24 protein-coding genes are annotated in these 18463 nt (G+C 53.0%); 13 read left to right on the top strand and 11 right to left on the bottom strand.

The window, feature by feature from the left end; genetic code table 11:
• Positions 1–119 precede the first annotated feature (119 nt).
• Entirely contained in the window at positions 120–878 is a 759-nt protein-coding gene (locus tag QMG15_RS07600) for a hypothetical protein (RefSeq protein WP_281788090.1), read from the top strand.
• Here QMG15_RS07600 and QMG15_RS07595 read toward each other — a convergent pair.
• Positions 875–1885: a MerR family transcriptional regulator gene (locus QMG15_RS07595; RefSeq protein ID WP_281788089.1), complete on the bottom strand. Its 1011-nt coding sequence runs from the start codon at positions 1883–1885 to the stop codon at positions 875–877. The genes QMG15_RS07600 and QMG15_RS07595 overlap by 4 nt on opposite strands.
• Before the next feature lie 118 nt (positions 1886–2003).
• On the opposite strand from QMG15_RS07595, the gene QMG15_RS07590 reads away from it, so the two are divergent.
• The 4 genes from QMG15_RS07590 to QMG15_RS07575 are packed head-to-tail and all read left to right on the top strand — an operon-like array spanning position 2004 to position 3949.
• Positions 2004–2516 (top strand): Rrf2 family transcriptional regulator, encoded by a 513-nt coding sequence (locus QMG15_RS07590; protein ID WP_281788088.1) that lies wholly within the window; start codon positions 2004–2006, stop codon positions 2514–2516.
• A 24-nt stretch (positions 2517–2540) separates the two neighbouring features.
• Positions 2541–2828 carry a TIGR03643 family protein gene (locus QMG15_RS07585; RefSeq protein WP_281788087.1) on the top strand — a complete coding sequence of 96 codons (288 nt, stop codon included), beginning with the start codon at positions 2541–2543 and terminating at the stop codon, positions 2826–2828.
• A 16-nt stretch (positions 2829–2844) separates the two neighbouring features.
• The gene (locus tag QMG15_RS07580; RefSeq protein ID WP_281788086.1) at positions 2845–3024 is read left to right on the top strand and encodes a hypothetical protein; all 180 of its coding nucleotides are present in this window, start codon (positions 2845–2847) and stop codon (positions 3022–3024) included.
• Positions 3025–3043: 19 nt separating this feature from the next.
• The gene (locus QMG15_RS07575) at positions 3044–3949 is read left to right on the top strand and encodes an oxygenase MpaB family protein (RefSeq protein WP_281788085.1); all 906 of its coding nucleotides are present in this window, start codon (positions 3044–3046) and stop codon (positions 3947–3949) included.
• 466 nt (positions 3950–4415) lie between these two features.
• Here the strand turns inward: QMG15_RS07575 and QMG15_RS07570 are convergent, their stop codons facing one another.
• The 5 genes from QMG15_RS07570 to QMG15_RS07550 form a co-directional block, all read right to left on the bottom strand.
• Positions 4416–4553, bottom strand: coding sequence for a hypothetical protein (locus QMG15_RS07570; protein ID WP_281788084.1), 138 nt, complete (start codon positions 4551–4553; stop codon positions 4416–4418).
• Positions 4554–4618: 65 nt separating this feature from the next.
• On the bottom strand, positions 4619–5653 hold the full coding sequence (gene arsB / locus QMG15_RS07565) for an ACR3 family arsenite efflux transporter (protein ID WP_281788083.1): 1035 nt from the start codon (positions 5651–5653) through the stop codon (positions 4619–4621).
• Positions 5650–6162, bottom strand: coding sequence for an arsenate reductase ArsC (locus QMG15_RS07560; RefSeq protein WP_281788082.1), 513 nt, complete (start codon positions 6160–6162; stop codon positions 5650–5652). The genes arsB and QMG15_RS07560 overlap by 4 nt, the downstream gene beginning before the upstream one ends.
• Positions 6163–6225: 63 nt before the next feature.
• Positions 6226–6735, bottom strand: coding sequence for a DUF6428 family protein (locus QMG15_RS07555; RefSeq protein ID WP_281788081.1), 510 nt, complete (start codon positions 6733–6735; stop codon positions 6226–6228).
• Positions 6736–6753: 18 nt separating this feature from the next.
• Complete coding sequence (locus tag QMG15_RS07550) at positions 6754–7080, bottom strand: metalloregulator ArsR/SmtB family transcription factor (protein ID WP_108402755.1); 327 nt, start codon at positions 7078–7080, stop codon at positions 6754–6756.
• 123 nt (positions 7081–7203) lie between these two features.
• Between QMG15_RS07550 and pstS the strand changes: the two genes are divergently transcribed.
• The 7 genes from pstS to phoR all read left to right on the top strand — a co-directional run bounded on the left by pstS (position 7204) and on the right by phoR (position 13774).
• Entirely contained in the window at positions 7204–8235 is a 1032-nt protein-coding gene (gene pstS, locus QMG15_RS07545; protein ID WP_281788080.1) for a phosphate ABC transporter substrate-binding protein PstS, read from the top strand.
• A 99-nt stretch (positions 8236–8334) separates the two neighbouring features.
• Positions 8335–9327, top strand: a complete 993-nt coding sequence (gene pstC, locus QMG15_RS07540) for a phosphate ABC transporter permease subunit PstC (RefSeq protein ID WP_211308665.1) — start codon at positions 8335–8337, stop codon at positions 9325–9327.
• Positions 9328–9336: 9 nt separating this feature from the next.
• Complete coding sequence (gene pstA, locus QMG15_RS07535) at positions 9337–10191, top strand: phosphate ABC transporter permease PstA (RefSeq protein ID WP_108401458.1); 855 nt, start codon at positions 9337–9339, stop codon at positions 10189–10191.
• Positions 10192–10209: 18 nt separating this feature from the next.
• The gene (pstB, locus tag QMG15_RS07530) at positions 10210–10986 is read left to right on the top strand and encodes a phosphate ABC transporter ATP-binding protein PstB (RefSeq protein WP_108401457.1); all 777 of its coding nucleotides are present in this window, start codon (positions 10210–10212) and stop codon (positions 10984–10986) included.
• A gap of 14 nt (positions 10987–11000) precedes the next feature.
• Positions 11001–11702, top strand: coding sequence for a phosphate signaling complex protein PhoU (gene phoU / locus QMG15_RS07525; RefSeq protein WP_104797256.1), 702 nt, complete (start codon positions 11001–11003; stop codon positions 11700–11702).
• Between the two features lie 17 nt (positions 11703–11719).
• Entirely contained in the window at positions 11720–12406 is a 687-nt protein-coding gene (phoB, locus tag QMG15_RS07520; RefSeq protein ID WP_281788079.1) for a phosphate regulon transcriptional regulator PhoB, read from the top strand.
• 156 nt (positions 12407–12562) lie between these two features.
• The gene (gene phoR / locus QMG15_RS07515) at positions 12563–13774 is read left to right on the top strand and encodes a phosphate regulon sensor histidine kinase PhoR (protein ID WP_281788078.1); all 1212 of its coding nucleotides are present in this window, start codon (positions 12563–12565) and stop codon (positions 13772–13774) included.
• On the opposite strand, the gene QMG15_RS07510 is transcribed toward phoR, so the two are convergent.
• From QMG15_RS07510 to ppk2, 5 genes are all read right to left on the bottom strand, one after another.
• Entirely contained in the window at positions 13771–13989 is a 219-nt protein-coding gene (locus QMG15_RS07510) for a hypothetical protein (protein WP_108401455.1), read from the bottom strand. The two genes, phoR and QMG15_RS07510, sit on opposite strands and share 4 nt — an antisense overlap.
• Before the next feature lie 11 nt (positions 13990–14000).
• Positions 14001–15272: a CorA family divalent cation transporter gene (locus QMG15_RS07505; RefSeq protein WP_281788076.1), complete on the bottom strand. Its 1272-nt coding sequence runs from the start codon at positions 15270–15272 to the stop codon at positions 14001–14003.
• A 119-nt stretch (positions 15273–15391) separates the two neighbouring features.
• On the bottom strand, positions 15392–16090 hold the full coding sequence (locus tag QMG15_RS07500) for a hypothetical protein (protein WP_281788075.1): 699 nt from the start codon (positions 16088–16090) through the stop codon (positions 15392–15394).
• 24 nt (positions 16091–16114) lie between these two features.
• On the bottom strand, positions 16115–16510 hold the full coding sequence (locus tag QMG15_RS07495; RefSeq protein WP_281788074.1) for a diacylglycerol kinase: 396 nt from the start codon (positions 16508–16510) through the stop codon (positions 16115–16117).
• A 60-nt stretch (positions 16511–16570) separates the two neighbouring features.
• Positions 16571–17452: a polyphosphate kinase 2 gene (gene ppk2 / locus QMG15_RS07490; protein WP_281788073.1), complete on the bottom strand. Its 882-nt coding sequence runs from the start codon at positions 17450–17452 to the stop codon at positions 16571–16573.
• A 156-nt stretch (positions 17453–17608) separates the two neighbouring features.
• Here ppk2 and QMG15_RS07485 point away from each other — a divergent pair, with 156 nt between their 5' ends.
• The gene (locus QMG15_RS07485; RefSeq protein ID WP_281788072.1) at positions 17609–18460 is read left to right on the top strand and encodes a TRAP transporter TatT component family protein; all 852 of its coding nucleotides are present in this window, start codon (positions 17609–17611) and stop codon (positions 18458–18460) included.
• Positions 18461–18463 lie beyond the last annotated feature (3 nt).

The raw sequence follows: 18463 nt of genomic DNA, 5'->3' as shown, positions 1-18463 counted from the left end.
ACCTGTGTGTTGTGTCATCTTTTGATTTTAGAAATGCATTCCAACCTTTGGTTGGCAATGGCTATCGCAAGGCTCTAGGATCGCGGCTGTTTTAAAAGCGCTCAAGAAACGGACACCGCATGGCAGAGGATTTGAAAATGGTGCTGCTCATTGGCAGTGCACCCGACGCCGTGCAGGCCAAAGACTGGGACTTGTCGATCTTTACCCAGCGCGTGGCCATCAACAACGCATGGCAAATCACGCCTGACTGGGACTACTTGGTGTACCCCGAGGACTTTGCGCCCGAGCGCTTGCCGCCCACACCGTTGAAGCCCTCGCAGCAACTGATTGCCGCACCCGAATTTGTGCCGCAGCAAAACAACTTTGGTGGTTTTGTGTATGCGGGCGGCACCATGGCGTTCACGGCAGGGTATTGGGCCTTGGGCGCTTTGAAGCCTGACCTGATCGCTTTCCTAGGATGCGACATGGTGTACGGCACAGCCACGGGCGAGAGCAGCCACTTTTATGGCCAAGGCACACCAGACCCTTTGCGGGTGGATGTGACCCTGCAGTCGCTTGAAGCCAAGTCGGTGCGCTTCATGGCGTTGGCGCAGGCGCACCGATGCGCGGTGGTGAATTTGTCAGAGCTGTCCGAGTCGCGTTTGTTGTTTCCGCGTGTGTCTGGGGTTGCGTTGGGCTCGCCTTGTGTGCGTCAGAACCGCTTGCAACAACAGGGTGAACTGCTGAATGCCGCAGGCGTAGCACGCGCGTTGCAGGCTGAAAAAGACTTGGGCTACATGGTCGCATCGGGGCGCTATTGGGAGCACGCGGCTGAGTTTGATAAAACTAAACTCAGTGACATCGACAGCTTGTGGTTGCAGGCGATGCGGGCGGCTTAGACGGCCCCTTGGCGTTGATTGGTGGCTGCGCCTTCGCGCAGATCAATCCCCTCATGGGCCGCAATTTTTTCTAAAGCGTTTTCAAACAACGAGCGTGCTGATCCCGAGATGGAGCGAAGGTAAGCGTGCAAATGCGCGTCTTCTGCATTGCGGTTGAGGCATTCTTGGCTGTATTCCTCAAAGCTGGCCAGCTGGGCAATTAATTCGGCCACATGGCGCGGGCACTCGCACAGCACGTTGGTTGAAATGCCTGCTACCCGGCTGAGAGTGGCGTCTGAATATTTACGGGCGGCAATCACGGCACCCGTGGTGCCAAACTCTTGCGCACGTGCAGGGTCTACAAACAACACCGACTGCAGCAATTCGGCCAGCTCGATGTCCGAGATGGGCTCGCGCCGCACGATGAGGCCCGAGAATTTCATGGCTTGCACCACGCTCTCGGGCGCAAAGTTGTACACCACGATGGTTTGTGCAAATTGATGCGTGTTGATCAGCGCCTGAATGTCGGTGTGCACTGCAGTTTGCAAGGTGTTCACCTTGACCAACAAGACCTGCGGTTGCTGTGCCAATTCAGCGTTGGCCGCGGTGGCCAAATCAGCCAACACATCGGTCACTTTGATTTGGTTTTGCTTCAACCCTGCTGCAAATTTTTTGGACTCAATGCGATTGGCCATGCTCAGCCCCACCACCGCCAGCGACACGGGCTGGCCTGGTACGGCCAAGCTTTGGGGCGTGGGGTGCGGCGGGTTGTTCATGCGGCGCAGTTGCGCAAGGTCGAGGTTGGCAATGGTGCTGATGGCGTGCCCGTTTTGCGAAAGCTGTTTGAGCAACAAGGCTTTTGACACATCGTGCTCGGCAAACAGCCGCTGCTTGCCCTCGGTCTTGACGGGGGTGAATGCGCCGTAGCGGGTTTCCCAAACGCGCAAGGTGGACACAGGGATACCCGTGGTTTTAGACACTGCACCAATGCGGTACAGGGCAGTCGAAGTGAGGGCGCTGGTGTTCAAAAGTGGCTTTTTGAGTAGGAGTTGCGTAGATTATGTGTCGAAAAATAGAAATTATCAAATTAAATCAACTGTTGAGTAGATTGCTGCGTCAAAATCCTATGCAACAGGAGTTTGAACCATGATCTCAAAGAAAACCATCAACGCGATCGAGGTCTGTGTGTATTTGGCAGGTCAACGCCACGCAGGCTACGTCACCACCACCGAAATGTCGCCCAGACTCGATTTGTCGATCTCCTACCTTGAAAACATTCTCAAGCCGCTGAAAGCCCACCACATCGTGAGCGCCATGAAAGGTCCAGGCGGTGGCTACATGATTCAGGGTGACATGTCACTGATTTCCATCTGGGACATCACCTCGGTGTTGGAGTGCACGCTTAACGCTTCGCCCTCTGAAGATGCGGACATGTGTGATGACACATCAACGCCCGCCAGCTACGAACTGGGCCTTGAGCAAATCGTCAAGGCAACGCTCAGCAACTTCACGCTGGCTGATTTTGTGGACGAATCGCGCGACGAAGAAGCCCGCTCGTTTGTGCAAACCATGGGCCGTTTCAAGTTCAAACCCATGGTGGCGCCGCTGATGCCCAAGGCCCCTAACTCGGTGTTTCAGTTGTCCATGATGATGGCCTGAAGCGCTTCACGCACGACCTATCCCATGCAACTCAGTTCTAGCCAACGTCTTGCCAGCTTGAGTCCAGGCGATGTGTCTGCGGTGATTCAAATGGCGTGGGAAGACCGCACCTCGTTTGAAACCATCTTCGAGCGCATGGGCCTGACCGAACCGGAGGTGATCCGTCTCATGCGTGCCGAACTCAACCCTAGCTCGTTTCGCTTGTGGCGCATGCGCGTGCGGGGTCGCACCACCAAACACCGTGCGCTGCGCAGCCCCGAGATGAAGTTTGATGACCACGCCATTGCCGACAACCGCCGCGCCAACTGCTAAACCCTGAAGGATTTGTATGAGTGAAGACCCAAGGTGCTGCGGCACCGGAACCTGCATCATCAATGCCGATGGCATGTGCTGGTGCGGCCAACGCTGGGATGGTGAAAAGATGTGTTTTCCAAAGTTAGATGCACCGTCTGTTGAAAAAGCCAATGCGTCACAAGCGCCAGACGTTTCATCTGACCACAGTCCATGATTCGGTCACTTTAAAAACCATGTCTTTCGCCCAAGCACTCAAAGCCTTGGCGCTCAACGCCATCGGTGAACGTGTGCGTGCCATCACTGGCTCGACCGCATCCCTCGACGATTTCACCAAGCCCAAGGGGGATGCTGGCTTGTTTGGGCCCGATTCTGTGGCGTGGCAGGTGCATGCCAATTTCACCGCCATGATGGTGGGTGGTTTGTCTTCACTCATCGTGCAGTCCTTGCACCCGCGTGCCTTGGCCGCAGTGTGGGATCACTCGGACTTTCGTCACAAACTCAAGGAGCGTTTGGGACGAACAGCTTACTTTGTGGCAGCCACCACCTACGGCAGCGAAGCCCTGGCGCTCAGTGCCATTGGCCGCGTGAACACCATTCACGCCAACATCCGAGGCACAGATCTGCAAGGTCGGCCCTATGTGGCCAATGAGCCCGAGCTGATTCGGTGGGTGCACTTGGTGGAGGTCACCTCGTTTTTAGCCGCCTATCAACACTTGGCCAAACAGCCGTTGTCACCCCAGGCCTGTGACCAATACATTGCAGAAATGTCCCAAGTGGGGCACTTGTTGGGTGCGGTCAACTTGCCCTTGACCTACGCCGCCACGCAGGCCGAGTTGCTGGGGTTTGCCGATGCGCTCAGCTTTGATGCGCGTGCCGAAGAAATTTTGCAACTCATTCAGGCTTACCCCGTGGATGTGTTGGATAAGCCGTGGATGGCGCTGATTTTGAAATGCGCCTTTGATGTCATGCCGCTGTGGGTGCTGGCGCTGATGGGCCAAGCGCCTGCGTGTGCAGTACAGAAACAAGCCACGCGTTTGGCGGTGCAGTTGTCGGCTGAACCGGTGCAATGGATGCTCAACCAACAAGGCGTGTCAGCCATTGCACGCCAGCGTGTGCAGGGAGGCGGCCAGCATGCTTGATGCGGCCCTCTTTGTGCAAGACGACTTGCTGGCGCACAAGCTGCGTCATACCCTCGAAGGGATGGGTGCGAGGGTGGCGCGCTACGCAACCTTGTCGGATGACGCGAGGTCATGGCAATCGCGAAAATTTGATTTGATGGTCGTTCATCAATCGACGTCTGTGATGGACTTAGGCCACACCCTGATGAACGTTAAATGCGAGCCATTGTTCAGGGCAACCTTGGTGCTTGTGCCTGACAACCACATGGCCTTTGCGCCCGCCTTGCTAGACGCAGGGTTTGATCGGTGCTTGCCTATGTCCTTGGATGAGGCGAGTCTTTGTGCCGTGCTACGTGCTTTGACACGACGCTGGCAAGGCATGACAGCTTCGGTGTCTCACTACGGTGCGTTGAGCTTTAACCACGTCACTCAGCAAGCGTGGATCTCGGGTGTTGTCTTAGATCTGACACTTCGTGAGGCGCAGGTCTTAGAGATGCTGCTTAAGCGCGCGGGGCAAATCATTTCCAAAGAACGCATCATTCAAGACATCGCGCCAGACAACATGGCCTTGAACACCACGGCTGCCGAGGTCTACATTCACCGGCTGCGCAAAAAGATCAGCCACGACTTGCTCCCCGTTAGGAACATCAAGCGCTGTGGGTATTTATTGCCGCGTTATGTTCACACTCATCAAGTCCGTTCGGATGGTGTGCGCTCGTACCAACCTTTGCTGCGGTTGACCACATGCACCACCAGCAACATCACCGGCACTTCAATCAGCACGCCCACCACTGTGGCCAGTGCAGCGCCGGATTCAAAGCCAAACAGGCTGATGGCCGCAGCCACGGCCAGCTCGAAAAAGTTAGACGCGCCAATCAGCGCCGAAGGGCAGGCCACGTTGTGGGCTTCGCCCACAGCGCGGTTCAGGAAGTAAGCCAGAGCGGAGTTGAACAGCACTTGGATGAGGATGGGTACTGCCAACAAAGCAATGACCAGAGGCTGCTTCAAAATCGCTTCGCCTTGAAACGCAAACAACAGCACCAGCGTGGCGAGCAGTGCCGCGATGGACCAAGGGCCGATGTGCGCCATGACGGCTTCAAATTTGTCTGTGCCTTGGGTCAGCAATGCTTTGCGAATCAGCTGCGCCAAGATCACTGGAATGACGATATACAACACCACCGACGTGATGAGCGTGTCCCAGGGCACGATGATGGCCGATAGCCCAAGCAAGAACGCCACCAGTGGTGCAAACGCCACCACCATGATGGCGTCGTTCAAGGCCACTTGTGACAAGGTGAACAAAGGGTGACCGTTGGTGAGGCGGCTCCACACAAACACCATGGCCGTGCAGGGCGCCGCAGCCAACAAAATCAGGCCTGCGATGTAGCTGTCAATCTGGTCGGCTGGTAGCAGCGGTGCAAACAAGTAGCGAATGAAAAACCAACCCAGCAAGGCCATGGAAAACGGCTTGACCAACCAGTTCACAAACAGCGTCACGCCAATGCCCTTGATGTGCTGCCGCACTTCGTGCAAAGCACCAAAGTCAACTTTCACCAGCATCGGGATGATCATCACCCAAATCAGCAAACCCACAGGCAAGTTCACTTGCGCGTATTCCAGGCTGCCAATGGTTTGAAACAGTTCAGGTTGCCACTGTCCTAAAGCAATGCCAACCACGATGCACAAAGCCACCCAAGCGGTGAGATAGCGTTCAAAGAAATTCATGCGTGGTCCTGGCTCAGTTCGCGTGCGGTGTGTTGCAACATGGTTTTTTGTAGCTTGTCGGCGGGCAAGTCCACCAGCAGTTGCAAACGTTTCTGAATCATGTAGAGCGTGTTGCGAAATGCGACCATGCGGTCTTCATCACTGCCTTCTACCGCGGATGGATCGGCATAGCCCCAGTGGGCGGTGGCGGGTTGGCCTGGCCAATAGGGGCACACCTCACCAGCGGCGTTGTCACAGACGGTGATGACCAAGTCCATGTGTGGCGCATCGGGCTTGACAAATTCATCCCAGCTTTTGCTGCTGAGGTAAGACGTGTCAATGCCAGCGGACTTCAACACTTGCAGGCCCAGTGGGTTGGGCTGTTGGTTCTCGCGTGGGCTGCTGCCCGCCGAAAACGCTTTGAAGCGTGTGCCACTGGCGCCTGTGGCCATGTGGTTGAGCAAGGCTTCCGACAAGATGCTGCGCGCAGAGTTGTGCGTGCACAAAAAGAGAACGTTCAAGGTGGTCATGGTTGATGTGACGGGGTAAAGGTGTGAAAGATAAAGAAGAAGTTTTTCAAACGTGTGTCAGACTCAACAGCAGCCACTGGTGGGCGAGCAACAAGAGCCTGCTTTGACGCGTGGTTTTTCGGCAGTGGTCAGTGGCGCAGTTGTCGCAACCGCAGCGGCGGGTGCGCAGCACACATCCATCGCCAAGCAAGCGGTGTGTTTGAGCCCCGTGGTCAAGGTCAAGGTGTGGCCATCACTGCTGCCTGCGGTCACGGGGTATTGCGACACCACACCCGCTTCGTGCTCAATCTCTACGGGCAAGTCGAGCGAGGGCAGCACATCACCTGCGATGCGCAAGATGTTGGCGAGCTTGCTGGTTTCTAAGCGGTGGTCCACATCGCTGTGTACCCAGGTTTGCAGCAGGCAACTCTCTTGGCTGCGCTTTGTTCCGCCGCAGTCGAGAAAGTTTTTGGTGACATGGCCCACTTCGGTGATGTGAAAGTGCGGGGCCACCGCTTCGCCGTTGGGCAACACAATGCGCAGGGCTTGGTGTGGGTGGGCTTCTAAGAGGCCTAAAAATTGATCAACATTCATGGCGTTTCCTTTGAAAAATTAACAACAGGTTTTCGATGTCTCGGGCACCACGGCGCACGATTGGCCTTGGCAGCAGTCTTGGGTGAGGTAGGTCAGCAAGTCGTTCATGCGTGCAAACTCGGCACGGTAAATCAGGTTGCGACCACTGGCCTCCGCGCTGACCAAGCCTGCATGGCTCAGATTTTTAAGGTGAAAGGACAAAGCGCTGGGTGCGATTTGTAACAAAGCGGCAAGCGCGCTCGGTGTCAATCCTTCCTTGCCAGCGACTACCAAAGCGCGAAATGCCCGTAAACGCTGGCCCTGTGCCAGCGCTGCCAAGGCTTCGACCACTTGTGTCTCGAGAATCTTTTGCTTTTTCATGTTTCAATAATACTTGAAATATTGAATTGATCAAGCGTCATATTTGTCACAGTTTCGTCACAATGGCTAGCTAAAGTCACAGCTGTTCTAACCAATTGAAGGAATCACATGAACACGAAACGCACATTCATCAAATCCGTGGCCGCTGCTGCAATGGCAACTTTGGCCATGGGTTCTGCCTTCGCTGCCGACATCACTGGCGCAGGCGCAACCTTTCCATTTCCTATCTATGCCAAGTGGGCTGAAAGCTACAAAGCCGCCACAGGTAACGGTTTGAACTACCAATCCATTGGTTCTTCTGGTGGTATCCGCCAAATCAAAGCCAAGACAGTGACTTTTGGTGCAACTGATGCACCGATGTCCGGTGAGGACTTGGACAAAGAAGGCTTGGTCCAGTTTCCTGCCATCATTGGCGGCACTGTGCCAGTTGTGAACTTGGAGGGCTTCAAGCCTGGTGAGTTGCGTATCACGGGTGCTGTGCTGGCTGATATGTTCTTGGGCAAAGTTGCGAACTGGAACGACCCCAAAATTGCCGCTTTGAACCCCGGCAAAAAATTGCCTGACCAAGCCATCACCATCGTGCACCGCGCTGACGGCTCTGGCACGACGTTCAACTTCACCGACTACTTGACTGCAGTCAGCAAAGACTGGTCTTCTACAGTGGGCAAGGGCGCTGCCGTCAAGTGGCCAGCTGCTTCTTCCGTGGGTGGCAAAGGCAACGAAGGTGTGGCGGCAAACGTCAACCGTGTCAAAGGTTCTTTGGGTTACGTGGAATACGCTTACGTGAAAAAGAACAACATGACTTTCATGCAGTTGCAAAACGCCGATGGCAAGTACGTGGCACCCGATGATTTGACATTTGCTGCGGCTGCGGCTGGTGCTGACTGGATGAGTGTCCCAGGTATGGGCGTGTCGATGGTCAACGCCAAAGGCGCTAACAGCTGGCCGATCAGCACAGCCTCATTCATCTTGATGTACAAGCAACCCACCGACAAAGCGGCTGCTGCAGAAGCAGTGAAGTTCTTTGATTGGGCTTTCACACATGGCAAAAAGATGGCACAAGACCTCGACTACGTGGCTTTGCCTGAGAGTTTGACAACTCAAATCCGCGCCAAGGTGTGGACACAAATTCAAAAGTAATTTGAATTGAGCTAATCAATTCCGTCGGCTTGGTTTGTACATGCCGACGGATTTTTAGTTTTTAAGAAGTAGGGTGTTTCTATGAGTCTAGGGTCCGTCATGAGCTCACACAATTTTCTAAAAGAAGAATCAGGTCAAGCCGTGAGTGCTGACATGGTGGCAGTTGCCAAGAAGCAGCGCACGCAAGATTTCTTCTTTCACCGCATCACGCAAGCGTTTTCATTGCTTGTGCTGGCGGCTTTGTTGGGCATCATCATTTCCTTGTTTGTGAATGCATGGCCCACCTTCCAAAAGTTTGGTTTTAAATTTTTGTGGCATGTCGAGTGGGACATCATCAATGAAGATTTTGGTGCCGCCATTGCCATCGTTGGCACCATGGCCAGTGCAGGCATCGCGCTGTTGTTGGCCGTACCTCTGGCGTTTGGCGTGGCCGTATTTTTGACCGAGACATGCCCAACTTGGTTGCGTCGCCCGCTGGGTACTTCGATTGAGTTGTTGGCGGCCGTGCCCTCCATCATCTACGGCATGTTTGGTTTGTTTGTGTTTGCCCCTTTGTTTGCGGATTACGTGCAAGTGCCGTTACAGCAAGTGTTGGGCGGCATGCCTTTGGTGGGCTTTTTGTTTGGCGGTGCGACCAACGGCATGGGCATCTTGGCGGCGGGCATTGTGCTGGCTTTCATGGTGCTGCCGTTTGTCGCAGCGGTGATGCGCGATGTGTTTGAAATCACACCGCCCATCCTGCGTGAATCTGCTTATGGCTTGGGTTGCACCACGTGGGAAGTGGTGCGCCAGGTGGTGTTGCCCTACACACAAAAAGGTGTGATCGGCGGCATCATGTTGGGGCTGGGTCGTGCTTTGGGTGAAACCATGGCCGTGACCTTTGTGATTGGCAACGCCAACCGCATGCCCACCTCGTTGTTTTCTCCCGGCACCTCGATTGCCTCTGTTTTGGCCAACGAGTTTGGTGAAGCTGAGGCCTTGCATTTCTCCACCTTGTTTGCACTGGGCTTCTTGCTTTTTGTCATCACCTTTGTGGTGTTGGCCATGGCCAAGATGATGATTCTGCGTGCTGAAAAAGCCAAAGGCAATTAAGAGAACCCTATGGAAATGAACAATCAACTTTATACAAAACGCCGCATCACCAGCATGCTCGGCTTGGTGTTTTCCATGGCCGCCATGGCCATTGGCTTGGCCGTCTTGTTGTGGATTCTTTATGTGTTGTTTGCCAACGGCCTCTCGGCATTGGATGCGAACTTGCTGACCAGCGACACGCCAGCACCTGGCACCGAAGGTGGCGGTTTGCGCAACGCCATTGTGGGCAGTTTGATGATCGTGGGTTTGACCGTGTTGGTCTCTACCCCCGTAGGCATCTTGGCGGGGGTGTACTTGACCGAGTACGGTGACGAGAGCAAAACCGCTGAGCTCACCCGCTTTGTGACCGACATCATGTTGTCAGCGCCATCTATTGTGCTGGGCTTGTTTGTGTACGCGATTGCAGTGGCCACGGTGGGTAACTTTTCAGGCTACGCCGGTAGCTTGGCTTTGTCACTCATTGCTGTGCCCGTGATCATGCGCACCACCGAAAACATGTTGCGCTTGGTGCCTGGCAGCTTGCGCGAAGCCGCATTTGCTTTGGGCGCGCCGCGTTGGAAGGTCTCTACCTTCATCACTTTGCGCGCGGCCAAGAGCGGCGTGATGACGGGTTTGTTGCTGGCGGTGGCCCGCATCAGCGGTGAAACAGCGCCTTTGCTGTTTACCGCTTTGAACAATCAATTCTTCAGCACCAACATGGGGGCACCCATGGCCAACTTGCCAGTGGTGATTTTCCAGTTCGCCATGAGCCCCTACGACAACTGGGTGCGTTTGGCTTGGGCTGGTGCCTTGTTGATCACCTTGACTGTCCTTGTGCTCAACATCTTGGCACGTGTGTTTTTCCGCGACAAAGTCAGCGCTTAATTTCAATTGGATTTACAAATGTCTGAAATCAAAACAGCACCCAAAAACGCCATCGAAGTTCGTGACTTGAACTTCTTCTACGGCAAGTTTCAAGGCTTGCGCAATGTCACCATGGACATCGCAGAACGCAAGGTCACCGCATTCATTGGTCCCTCGGGCTGCGGCAAATCCACCTTGTTGCGCACCTTGAACCGCATGTATAGCCTGTACCCAGGTCAACGTGCCGAGGGTGAAATCAACTTTTACGGCCAAAACATTTTGGACGCCAAGCAAGATTTGAATTTGCTGCGTGCCCGCATTGGCATGGTGTTTCAAAAGCCCACCCCATTCCCAATGACGATTTACGACAACATCGCTTTTGGCGTGCGTTTGTACGAAAACCTCAGTAAAACAGAGATGGATGAGCGCGTTGAATGGGCCTTGACCAAAGCCGCGTTGTGGACCGAGGTCAAAGACAAACTCGGCCAAAACGGCTTGTCACTCTCGGGTGGTCAGCAGCAGCGTTTGTGCATTGCGCGCAGCGTGGCGGTGAAGCCCTCGGTGTTGTTGTTGGACGAGCCCACCTCGGCGCTCGACCCCATTTCGACGGGCAAGGTGGAAGAGTTGGTGCATGAGCTCAAGGCCGACTACACCATTGCCATCGTGACCCACAACATGCAGCAAGCCGCGCGTTGTAGCGACTACACGGCTTATATGTATTTGGGCGAATTGGTTGAGTTTGGCGAGACCGAACAAATCTTCTTCAAACCCAATAAAACTGCCACAGAAGACTACATCACTGGCCGATTCGGCTAATAGGAGAGATCACCATGCCAGAAAAACACCTGTCCTCACAATTCGATTCCGATCTCAACAACATCTCTTCACACGTGATGGAGTTGGGTGGTTTGGTCGAGTCACAAATTCGCCAAGCCGTGTTTGCTTTGTCTCAGTTCAGCCCCGAAGCGGCTGACGATGTGTTGGTGACTGAAAACAAAGTTAACAGCTTAGAGGTTGAAATCGACCGCGAAATCGCCTCAGTCATTGGCCGTCGCCAGCCCACGGCACGCGATTTGCGCTTGCTCATGGCCATGTCTAAGACTACCGCCAACTTGGAACGCGTCGGCGACGAAGCGGCCAAGATTGCTCGCATGGTCAAGTCCATCATTGAAGGCTCTGCACCACGTTCCTTGCCATCCAGCGATTTGCGTGTTTCGGCTGATTTGGCTTCAGGTTTGTTGCGCAAAGCACTGGATGCCTTTGCCCGCTTGGATGTGCCGATGGCGGTGAGCATCTTGCGTGAAGACAACGAAATCGACAAAGAGTTCGACGGCTTTGTGCGCAAGCTCATCACCTACATGATGGAAGACCCACGCACCATCTCGGCCAGCTTGGATTTGCTGTTCATTGCCAAAGCGATTGAGCGCATTGGTGACCACTCCAAAAACATTGCCGAATTCATCATCTACATCGTCAAGGGTGAAGACGTGCGTCACACGCCGTTGGCCGATGTTGAATCGTCGATGAGTTAATTGAAGGTTTTTAGAAGATGAAAATTGCACGCGTTTTGGTGGTTGAAGATGAATCTGCAATTGCCGAACTCATATCGATCAATTTGCGTCATAACGGCATGTTGCCTTTGTTGGCTTCTGATGGCGTAGCAGCGCAGAAGCACATCGACGAGGTGTTGCCCGATGTGATCTTGTTAGATTGGATGTTGCCTGGTCAAAGTGGTTTGGAGTTGGCCCGCCGGTGGCGTGCCGACCCTCGCACCAAAACCACACCCATTCTGATGCTCACTGCTCGCGGTGATGAGCCCGACAAAATTGCAGGTCTTGATGCCGGTGCGGATGACTACATCACAAAACCGTTTTCTACCCAAGAGCTGTTGGCCCGTATTCGTGCCGTGCTGCGCCGTCGTGCCCCTGAACAAGCCAGCGATGTGGTGCGCATTGGCGGCTTGCAATTGGATGGTTCGACACACCGCGTCAGCTTCAACGACCAAGGCATCAAGCTGGGCCCAACAGAGTTTAAGCTGCTCAACTACTTGATGCACCACGCTGAACGTGTGCACAGCCGCAGTCAGTTGCTGGACCGTGTGTGGGGTGATCACGTGTTCATCGAAGAACGCACGGTGGATGTGCATGTGAAGCGTTTGCGTGAAGCTTTAGGTGCAGCGGGTAACATGGTAGAGACTGTTCGTGGCGTAGGCTACAGAATCACTCATCAGTCCTAAAGCACCTGCAAGGTTTATGTGATCAGTCGATTTCTTTCATTTTTCTCTCTCTTAGCCTTTGGTGCCGCTATCGGTTTTGCATGGGCTGTGATCGGCGACAAGCCGCAACCTGTCATTTATCTGTTGGTTGGGGCGTTGACTGCAGGTGTCATCTGGATGCTGGTTGACGCGTGGCGTGGTTACCGAGTGCGCTCTTGGTTGCGTCATGGGGATTTGGGCATCGTGCCGCAAATGTCTGGCTGGTGGGGGGTGGTCTTAGAGCGTGCGCGCAAGCTTTTACGCGAACGTGAACGCAGCATTGATGCTGGCGAACAACGCTTGAAAGATTTCTTATCGGCGATTCAAGCCTCACCCAACGGCGTGGTGATGCTGGATGCCAATGCGCAAATTGAATGGTGCAACCAAACGGCAGCATCGCAGCTGGGCATTCACCCCGAGCGCGATGTCATGCAACGCATTGGCAATTTGCTGCGTGATCCGGTGTTCACTGCGTACATGGCAGTTGAGCAGCCCAATGAGCCTATCGTGATGGCGGGTCGCAAAGACCGGGTTGAACGTCCAGTGCGCATTTCCGTGCAACGCCATCGTTATGGGGAAGGTAAGCAGCTGTTACTCACCCGCGATGTCACGATGTTGGAGCAAGCTGAGGCCATGCGCCGTGATTTTGTGGCTAATGTGTCGCACGAAATTCGAACCCCGTTGACGGTGATGTCTGGGTTTGTCGAAACATTGCAAACGCTGCCATTGAGTGTCGAGGAGCAAAAGCGCTACCTGGCCTTGATGGCGGTACAAGCCATTCGGATGCAAGGTTTGGTGGAGGACTTGCTCACGCTCTCGCGTTTAGAGGGCAGCCCCATCCCTAATTTTTCTAACACGATGCTCGTGTCGAACTTGGTGCAGACGTGTGAATCAGAGGCGCGTGGTTTATCAGATGCAATTGCTCAGGGGGCCGCAGCGCAAATCATCCAATTTGAGATGAATCCTTTGCTTGCCCAAGCATCACTGATGGGGGAGCCACGTGAACTGCAAAGTGCTTTGTCAAATTTAGTGAGCAACGCGGTCCGTTACACCCCGGCAGGGGGGCATATCTATGTCAACGTTGATCAAGGTGTGGATGGCAGTTTGTTTATCTCAGTGCGTGACACGGGAGCGGGAATTGCTGCAGAGCATTTGCCGCGTTTGACCGAGCGTTTTTATCGTGTAGATCGAAGCCGTTCGCGCGAATCGGGTGGCACAGGCTTGGGGCTGGCGATCGTTAAACACGTGATGCAGCGCCATGGTGGTAGCTTGTCTATCACCAGTGAAGTGGGGCAGGGTTCGTGCTTTAAATTGGTATTTCCATCGACCCGGTGGCGCCTACCCGCTTAAGCTGGAACCGCGCGGCATTCTCCGCAAAAAAAATGGTTGGCATTTAAAAAGCGTCGAAATGAGCCGCTAGATCTTGGCTTGTGCGTGCCGCATTTGATGCAACTCATCATCTCGCCGGTTCTACCTGTGCCCTCAAAAGGAGAGCCATTTTTCTTTTTGCTGTAACGCAAGCCATCGTCTTTGATTTCAGAAGATTCGTGTTTGTGATAAGTCATATCTGTGTTCCTCATTGTTTTTTAAGACGTCGTTTCTCGAAATGCTTGAGCAACACATACGTGATCAAACCGATGAATGCAGAACCTAATAAAAACCCACCATATGCCAGCGGCCAAGGCGTACCTTCCGTCATCATGGAAAACTCAGACATGCCACCCACGCCAGCCAAGATGTTGATAGGCATGAACACCACACTGAACACAGTGAGCTGATTCACGCGTTTGTTTTGGTTGATATTGATGAAACCAATCGTGGCATCCATCAAGAAGTTGATCTTGTCAAACAGAAAAGCCGTGTGACTGTTCAGTGAATCAATGTTGCGCAAAATTTGCTTGGCATCTGAAATCTGATCCGGTGTGAGCAATCGACCGCGCATTAAAAAACTCAAGGCCCGTTGTGTATCAAGAATGTTGCTGCGAATGCGACCGTTTTGATCTTCTTCTTCTGCGATGTCTGCCAAGATACCTGCTGCTTCTTGGTCGGTGATGGCTTCGCTGAGCACATGCCGCCCCACCACGCCTAGCTTGGCGTAAATGTTTTCCAAAGAGTCGGCTGACACCTCAACATCTGCGCCGTACAGGTCTAGCAACAAGTCAATGCAATCGGTGACGTAGTTTGGTTGTGTGAGTGCCCGTCGTCGTTGCAGTCGAAACACAGACAGCTCTTCATTGCGCAAAGAAAACAAAATACCACCATGCAAGATGAAGGCCACTGGTACGCTTTTAGAGCTTCCATCACGGTCCAACAGAAAGTTAGAGTGCAAGTGGATGTCGTCGTTTTCTTCCACATGAAATCGGGCGCTCACTTCCAAATCGGTGGCTTCAATGGGATCTGGTAATTCAACGCCAAAGTGCGACCCTACAAACACCCGCTCTGCTTTGCTGGAGTTGACCAAATCAACCCAAATTGGTTTTGCACCCTCTAGGTCTTTGCGGCCAGACAGTGGAATACTTTTAAGTCGACCGTCAACAAGTTCATAAACATTGATCTTGCTGTCTTCAAAACCAGGTTGTCGATCGCCTGCAATGTCGATGCGGCGTTCGTCCGAGATTTCCCACAGCACATCGTTTTCACGCTCTGCGGGAATCTTGTACCAAAGTTTTTGGGCTTCTTCGAGCGGCAATGCGTCAAGATAGCTGCCGATTTCGGTGGCACTTTGTTTGGCAATAAAGTTTTGCAGTTCTGCATCGTGTTGTTTTTGAAGCAAGGATTCCACAAAATCATGCTTGTGCATGTGTTGGCTGTGGACCATGCCATCGACTAACTTTTGTTTGTTCAACATATCGATTAAATTTTTCAGTGACATGCAACGTAATGACAGGTTTATTTACCTGACGAATTTATTAAATTTTTATGACATGGTGATGAATATTGGGACGTATAGCGTCCTCATCCACAGGATCAAAATATTTTCTCGGGTGTAATCCTCAGCCCAAACGAAATCCAACGTGTGTCGTTGGTGCTATTGAATTGACGGCCCATGGTGGTGTCGAGTTGAAACAAATTTGGAATGATGGTGTAGCGTGCGCCAATTTGCCAATAAGGTGTGCTCTTGTTGTCGCCAAATGATTCGGCGATGAACAAGAGACGTGATGTGGCTTGCACCTCTGCACCCCCACCCCAAGTCGCGCGGTTTTCAGCTGTTGCTTTGTCTCTTAACCAACCCATATTGGTATGAAAAATCACCTTGTCGTTGAGCGTCGAAAATGACACGGGAATATAGGCGTATGTGTTGCCCAATAAGTTTGGCCCAGGTGCAATGTCAGGGTGGTTCACTTTGCCGAGGGCAAGGCCCCACCCCCATCCGTTGGTGGTGAGTTCGCGAAATAGGGTCTTGCCTTGAAGGATGAAATCTTGCGTGGCAATGCCCCCCTCATTTTTTGCTGTTCCGGTGCCTGCCGTGATCTCAAAGTTACCCGTCAAATTGCAAGCGGGAAGTATCCAGAATTCATGGCTTTTTTGGTAAGAACGCGACCAGCTTTCGAGCTGACAGCTTTCGGCGCTGGTTAATCTTGCGTCATCGGTGACGAATGGTCTGGCTGCAAAACTTGGCTCAGAGGTTGTGAGAAGCAATCCCAGTAATAAACGACGAATGCTCATGAAGGCCATCACGCGTGAGCTTTTCTAAAAGTAGTGAGAAAACTTCAAGAAAAGTGCGGTGAGCCAAATGCTCATGCAAAGCAGAATGCTGAGCAGCACAGCGGCGCTTCCCAAATCTTTGCAACGCTTAGAAAGATCGTGCCACTGAGGGCCCACACGATCGATGGCAGACTCTAAGCCCGTGTTTAAAAGTTCGACTGTCAAAACAAAAATCACCGATCCTGAAAGAACTGAAATTTCAACCCAGTTGCTGCCTAAACAAAACGACAACGGAATTAACACGAAAGCAAGATAAGCCTCTTGCTTGAACGCGGGCTCATGCATGGCAGCTTGCAAACCTTGTATGGAATAGCCAAATGCATGGATGACGCGGTTCAAGCCACGTCTTTGCTTTTGTAGGTTTTCATGAATCTGATTCATGGATTATTAATTTACAAATGATTTGTGACGTTGGCATGAAATTCAGACAATGGCTGATCATCAATAGATTTCTGGGACAACCATGTTGTCTGGTACGGGATGGCGGATGTAGTCTGGATTTCGCACACGTGCAGGCAAGTCAATTTCTGGATGCGCGATTTCGTGATAGTTGAAATGCGTGAGCAAGTGGTGAATGCAATTCAGGCGAGCACTCTTCTTGTCCACCGCTTGCACCACCCACCATGGCGATTCGTGTGTGTGTGTGCGCTCGATCATGGTTTCTTTGGCGACGGTGTAGTTCTCCCAGCGTCGACGGCTTTCTAAGTCCATCGGGCTGAGCTTCCACTGCTTCAAGGGGTCGTGAATGCGACCTAAGAAGCGTGCGTGTTGTTCATCGTCGGTGATGGAGAACCAATACTTGATGAGTGTGATGCCGCTGCGTGCCAACATTTTTTCAAACTCAGGCACGGTACGGAAAAACTCTTCGTACTCGTCGTCGTTACAAAACCCCATCACACGTTCGACGCCTGCGCGGTTGTACCAACTGCGGTCAAACAACACAATTTCACCCGCAGCAGGTAGGTGCGCCACATAGCGCTGAAAGTACCACTGCGTACGCTCGCGGTCGTTGGGGGCGGGGAGTGCGGCCACACGGCACACGCGTGGGTTAAGGCGTTGTGTGATGCGCTTGATCACGCCACCTTTGCCTGCGGCATCGCGACCTTCAAACAAGATGACCACTTTTTGTTTGGTAGCCACCACCCAGTCTTGCAGCTTGACCAATTCGCCTTGCAAACGCAGCAATTCGCGAAAGTATGTCACGCGGTCTGTGTTGCTGCCTTCTTCGTCAATGGACATTTCAAGCTCTTCATCCAACGTGTCCAAGAGGTCGTCGCGCAGGCGTTGCATTTGTTCTTCATCGAGTTGGTGTTTATCAGACATGATGTTTTCCTTTCCTCACATCATGGCCAAGCACTGTTTCAGTTTGATGACGCCATGTCATCGAATATTCACATGACAGATTTACATTTTTTGAATTCTGTTCTTCGCCAACTCTGAAGAGGTGTTCTTATTACTTACTACCGCCTAATTCCACTTTTGGCTCTTTCGCTCTTGTTTTCGGGCTGTGCCGTTCGTCCGTTTGTGGTGGACCAAACCGCTCAGGCCTTATCGGCGCAGCCCATGTCCAGTGAAGATGATTTGCAGCTGGCACGTGAAGCCAGTGCTTTTTATCTCAAGTTTTCAGAGTCCATCTTGAAAGAAACACCGGGACATTTGAAGTTGGCCGAATCAGTGTCTGCCGGGTTCACCCAATACGCTTATGCCTTCGTCTCTTTCGATGCCGAAAAGATAGATACAAAAAATCCGAAAGTAGCGGCCCAGATGCGCGAACGTGCTGCACGTTTGTATGCGCGTGCACATCGCCACGCGATGGTGGCGCTTGAGCGCAGTCACCCAGGTTTTGGGGACGCCTTGCGAAAGCCCGATACCAAGAACCCATTGCAACTGACGAAGGCGCAAGTGCCTTTGGCTTATTGGGCGGCGGCCTCACTCGGTGGCTGGATTTCGATGTCCAAAGATGACCCAGATTTGGTGGCTGATTTACCGCTGTCCATGCGATTGGCTGAGCTGGCTTGGCAAACCGACCCCACGTATGGGCAAGGTGCGTTGGCAAGTTTGATGGGCACTTTAGAAGCGGCCAAGGTGGGCGGTTCACGCCCAAAAGCACAGGCTTATTTCGACCAAGCCATTGCCTTGGGGCAAGGCCAAGAAGCGGGGCCACTGGTGGCTAAGGCCGAGGGCGTGGCACTGCCCGCTGAAGACCGAAAGCAGTTTGAACAGTTGCTGCAGCAAGCGCTGGCGATCAGCCAAGCGCACCGCAGTTTGCAGAACGAAGTGATGCGCGAGCGTGCGCAATGGTTGCTCTCATCTGTTGATGAACTTTTTTGAAAG

The sequence above is a fragment of the Limnohabitans sp. INBF002 genome (assembly GCF_027924905.1).
GTDB lineage: Bacteria > Pseudomonadota > Gammaproteobacteria > Burkholderiales > Burkholderiaceae_C > Limnohabitans.
The sequence above is the reverse complement of the archived record's forward strand: the minus strand, read 5'-3'. Positions and strand labels throughout refer to the sequence as shown.

Excerpts from the sequence above, each read along its gene's own strand:
- ppk2 (WP_281788073.1), bottom strand. The coding sequence starts at position 17,452 with ATGTCTGATAAACACCAACTCGATGAAGAACAAATGCAACGCCTGCGC.
- QMG15_RS07555 (WP_281788081.1), bottom strand. The coding sequence starts at position 6,735 with ATGAATGTTGATCAATTTTTAGGCCTCTTAGAAGCCCACCCACACCAA.
- phoB (WP_281788079.1), top strand. The coding sequence starts at position 11,720 with ATGAAAATTGCACGCGTTTTGGTGGTTGAAGATGAATCTGCAATTGCC.
- QMG15_RS07505 (WP_281788076.1), bottom strand. The coding sequence starts at position 15,272 with ATGTTGAACAAACAAAAGTTAGTCGATGGCATGGTCCACAGCCAACAC.
- pstC (WP_211308665.1), top strand. The coding sequence starts at position 8,335 with ATGAGCTCACACAATTTTCTAAAAGAAGAATCAGGTCAAGCCGTGAGT.
- QMG15_RS07575 (WP_281788085.1), top strand. The coding sequence starts at position 3,044 with ATGTCTTTCGCCCAAGCACTCAAAGCCTTGGCGCTCAACGCCATCGGT.
- pstS (WP_281788080.1), top strand. The coding sequence starts at position 7,204 with ATGAACACGAAACGCACATTCATCAAATCCGTGGCCGCTGCTGCAATG.
- QMG15_RS07600 (WP_281788090.1), top strand. The coding sequence starts at position 120 with ATGGCAGAGGATTTGAAAATGGTGCTGCTCATTGGCAGTGCACCCGAC.
- QMG15_RS07495 (WP_281788074.1), bottom strand. The coding sequence starts at position 16,510 with ATGAATCAGATTCATGAAAACCTACAAAAGCAAAGACGTGGCTTGAAC.
- phoU (WP_104797256.1), top strand. The coding sequence starts at position 11,001 with ATGCCAGAAAAACACCTGTCCTCACAATTCGATTCCGATCTCAACAAC.
- QMG15_RS07560 (WP_281788082.1), bottom strand. The coding sequence starts at position 6,162 with ATGACCACCTTGAACGTTCTCTTTTTGTGCACGCACAACTCTGCGCGC.
- pstA (WP_108401458.1), top strand. The coding sequence starts at position 9,337 with ATGGAAATGAACAATCAACTTTATACAAAACGCCGCATCACCAGCATG.
- pstB (WP_108401457.1), top strand. The coding sequence starts at position 10,210 with ATGTCTGAAATCAAAACAGCACCCAAAAACGCCATCGAAGTTCGTGAC.
- QMG15_RS07585 (WP_281788087.1), top strand. The coding sequence starts at position 2,541 with ATGCAACTCAGTTCTAGCCAACGTCTTGCCAGCTTGAGTCCAGGCGAT.
- QMG15_RS07580 (WP_281788086.1), top strand. The coding sequence starts at position 2,845 with ATGAGTGAAGACCCAAGGTGCTGCGGCACCGGAACCTGCATCATCAAT.
- QMG15_RS07590 (WP_281788088.1), top strand. The coding sequence starts at position 2,004 with ATGATCTCAAAGAAAACCATCAACGCGATCGAGGTCTGTGTGTATTTG.
- QMG15_RS07500 (WP_281788075.1), bottom strand. The coding sequence starts at position 16,090 with ATGAGCATTCGTCGTTTATTACTGGGATTGCTTCTCACAACCTCTGAG.
- phoR (WP_281788078.1), top strand. The coding sequence starts at position 12,563 with ATGCTGGTTGACGCGTGGCGTGGTTACCGAGTGCGCTCTTGGTTGCGT.
- QMG15_RS07510 (WP_108401455.1), bottom strand. The coding sequence starts at position 13,989 with ATGACTTATCACAAACACGAATCTTCTGAAATCAAAGACGATGGCTTG.
- arsB (WP_281788083.1), bottom strand. The coding sequence starts at position 5,653 with ATGAATTTCTTTGAACGCTATCTCACCGCTTGGGTGGCTTTGTGCATC.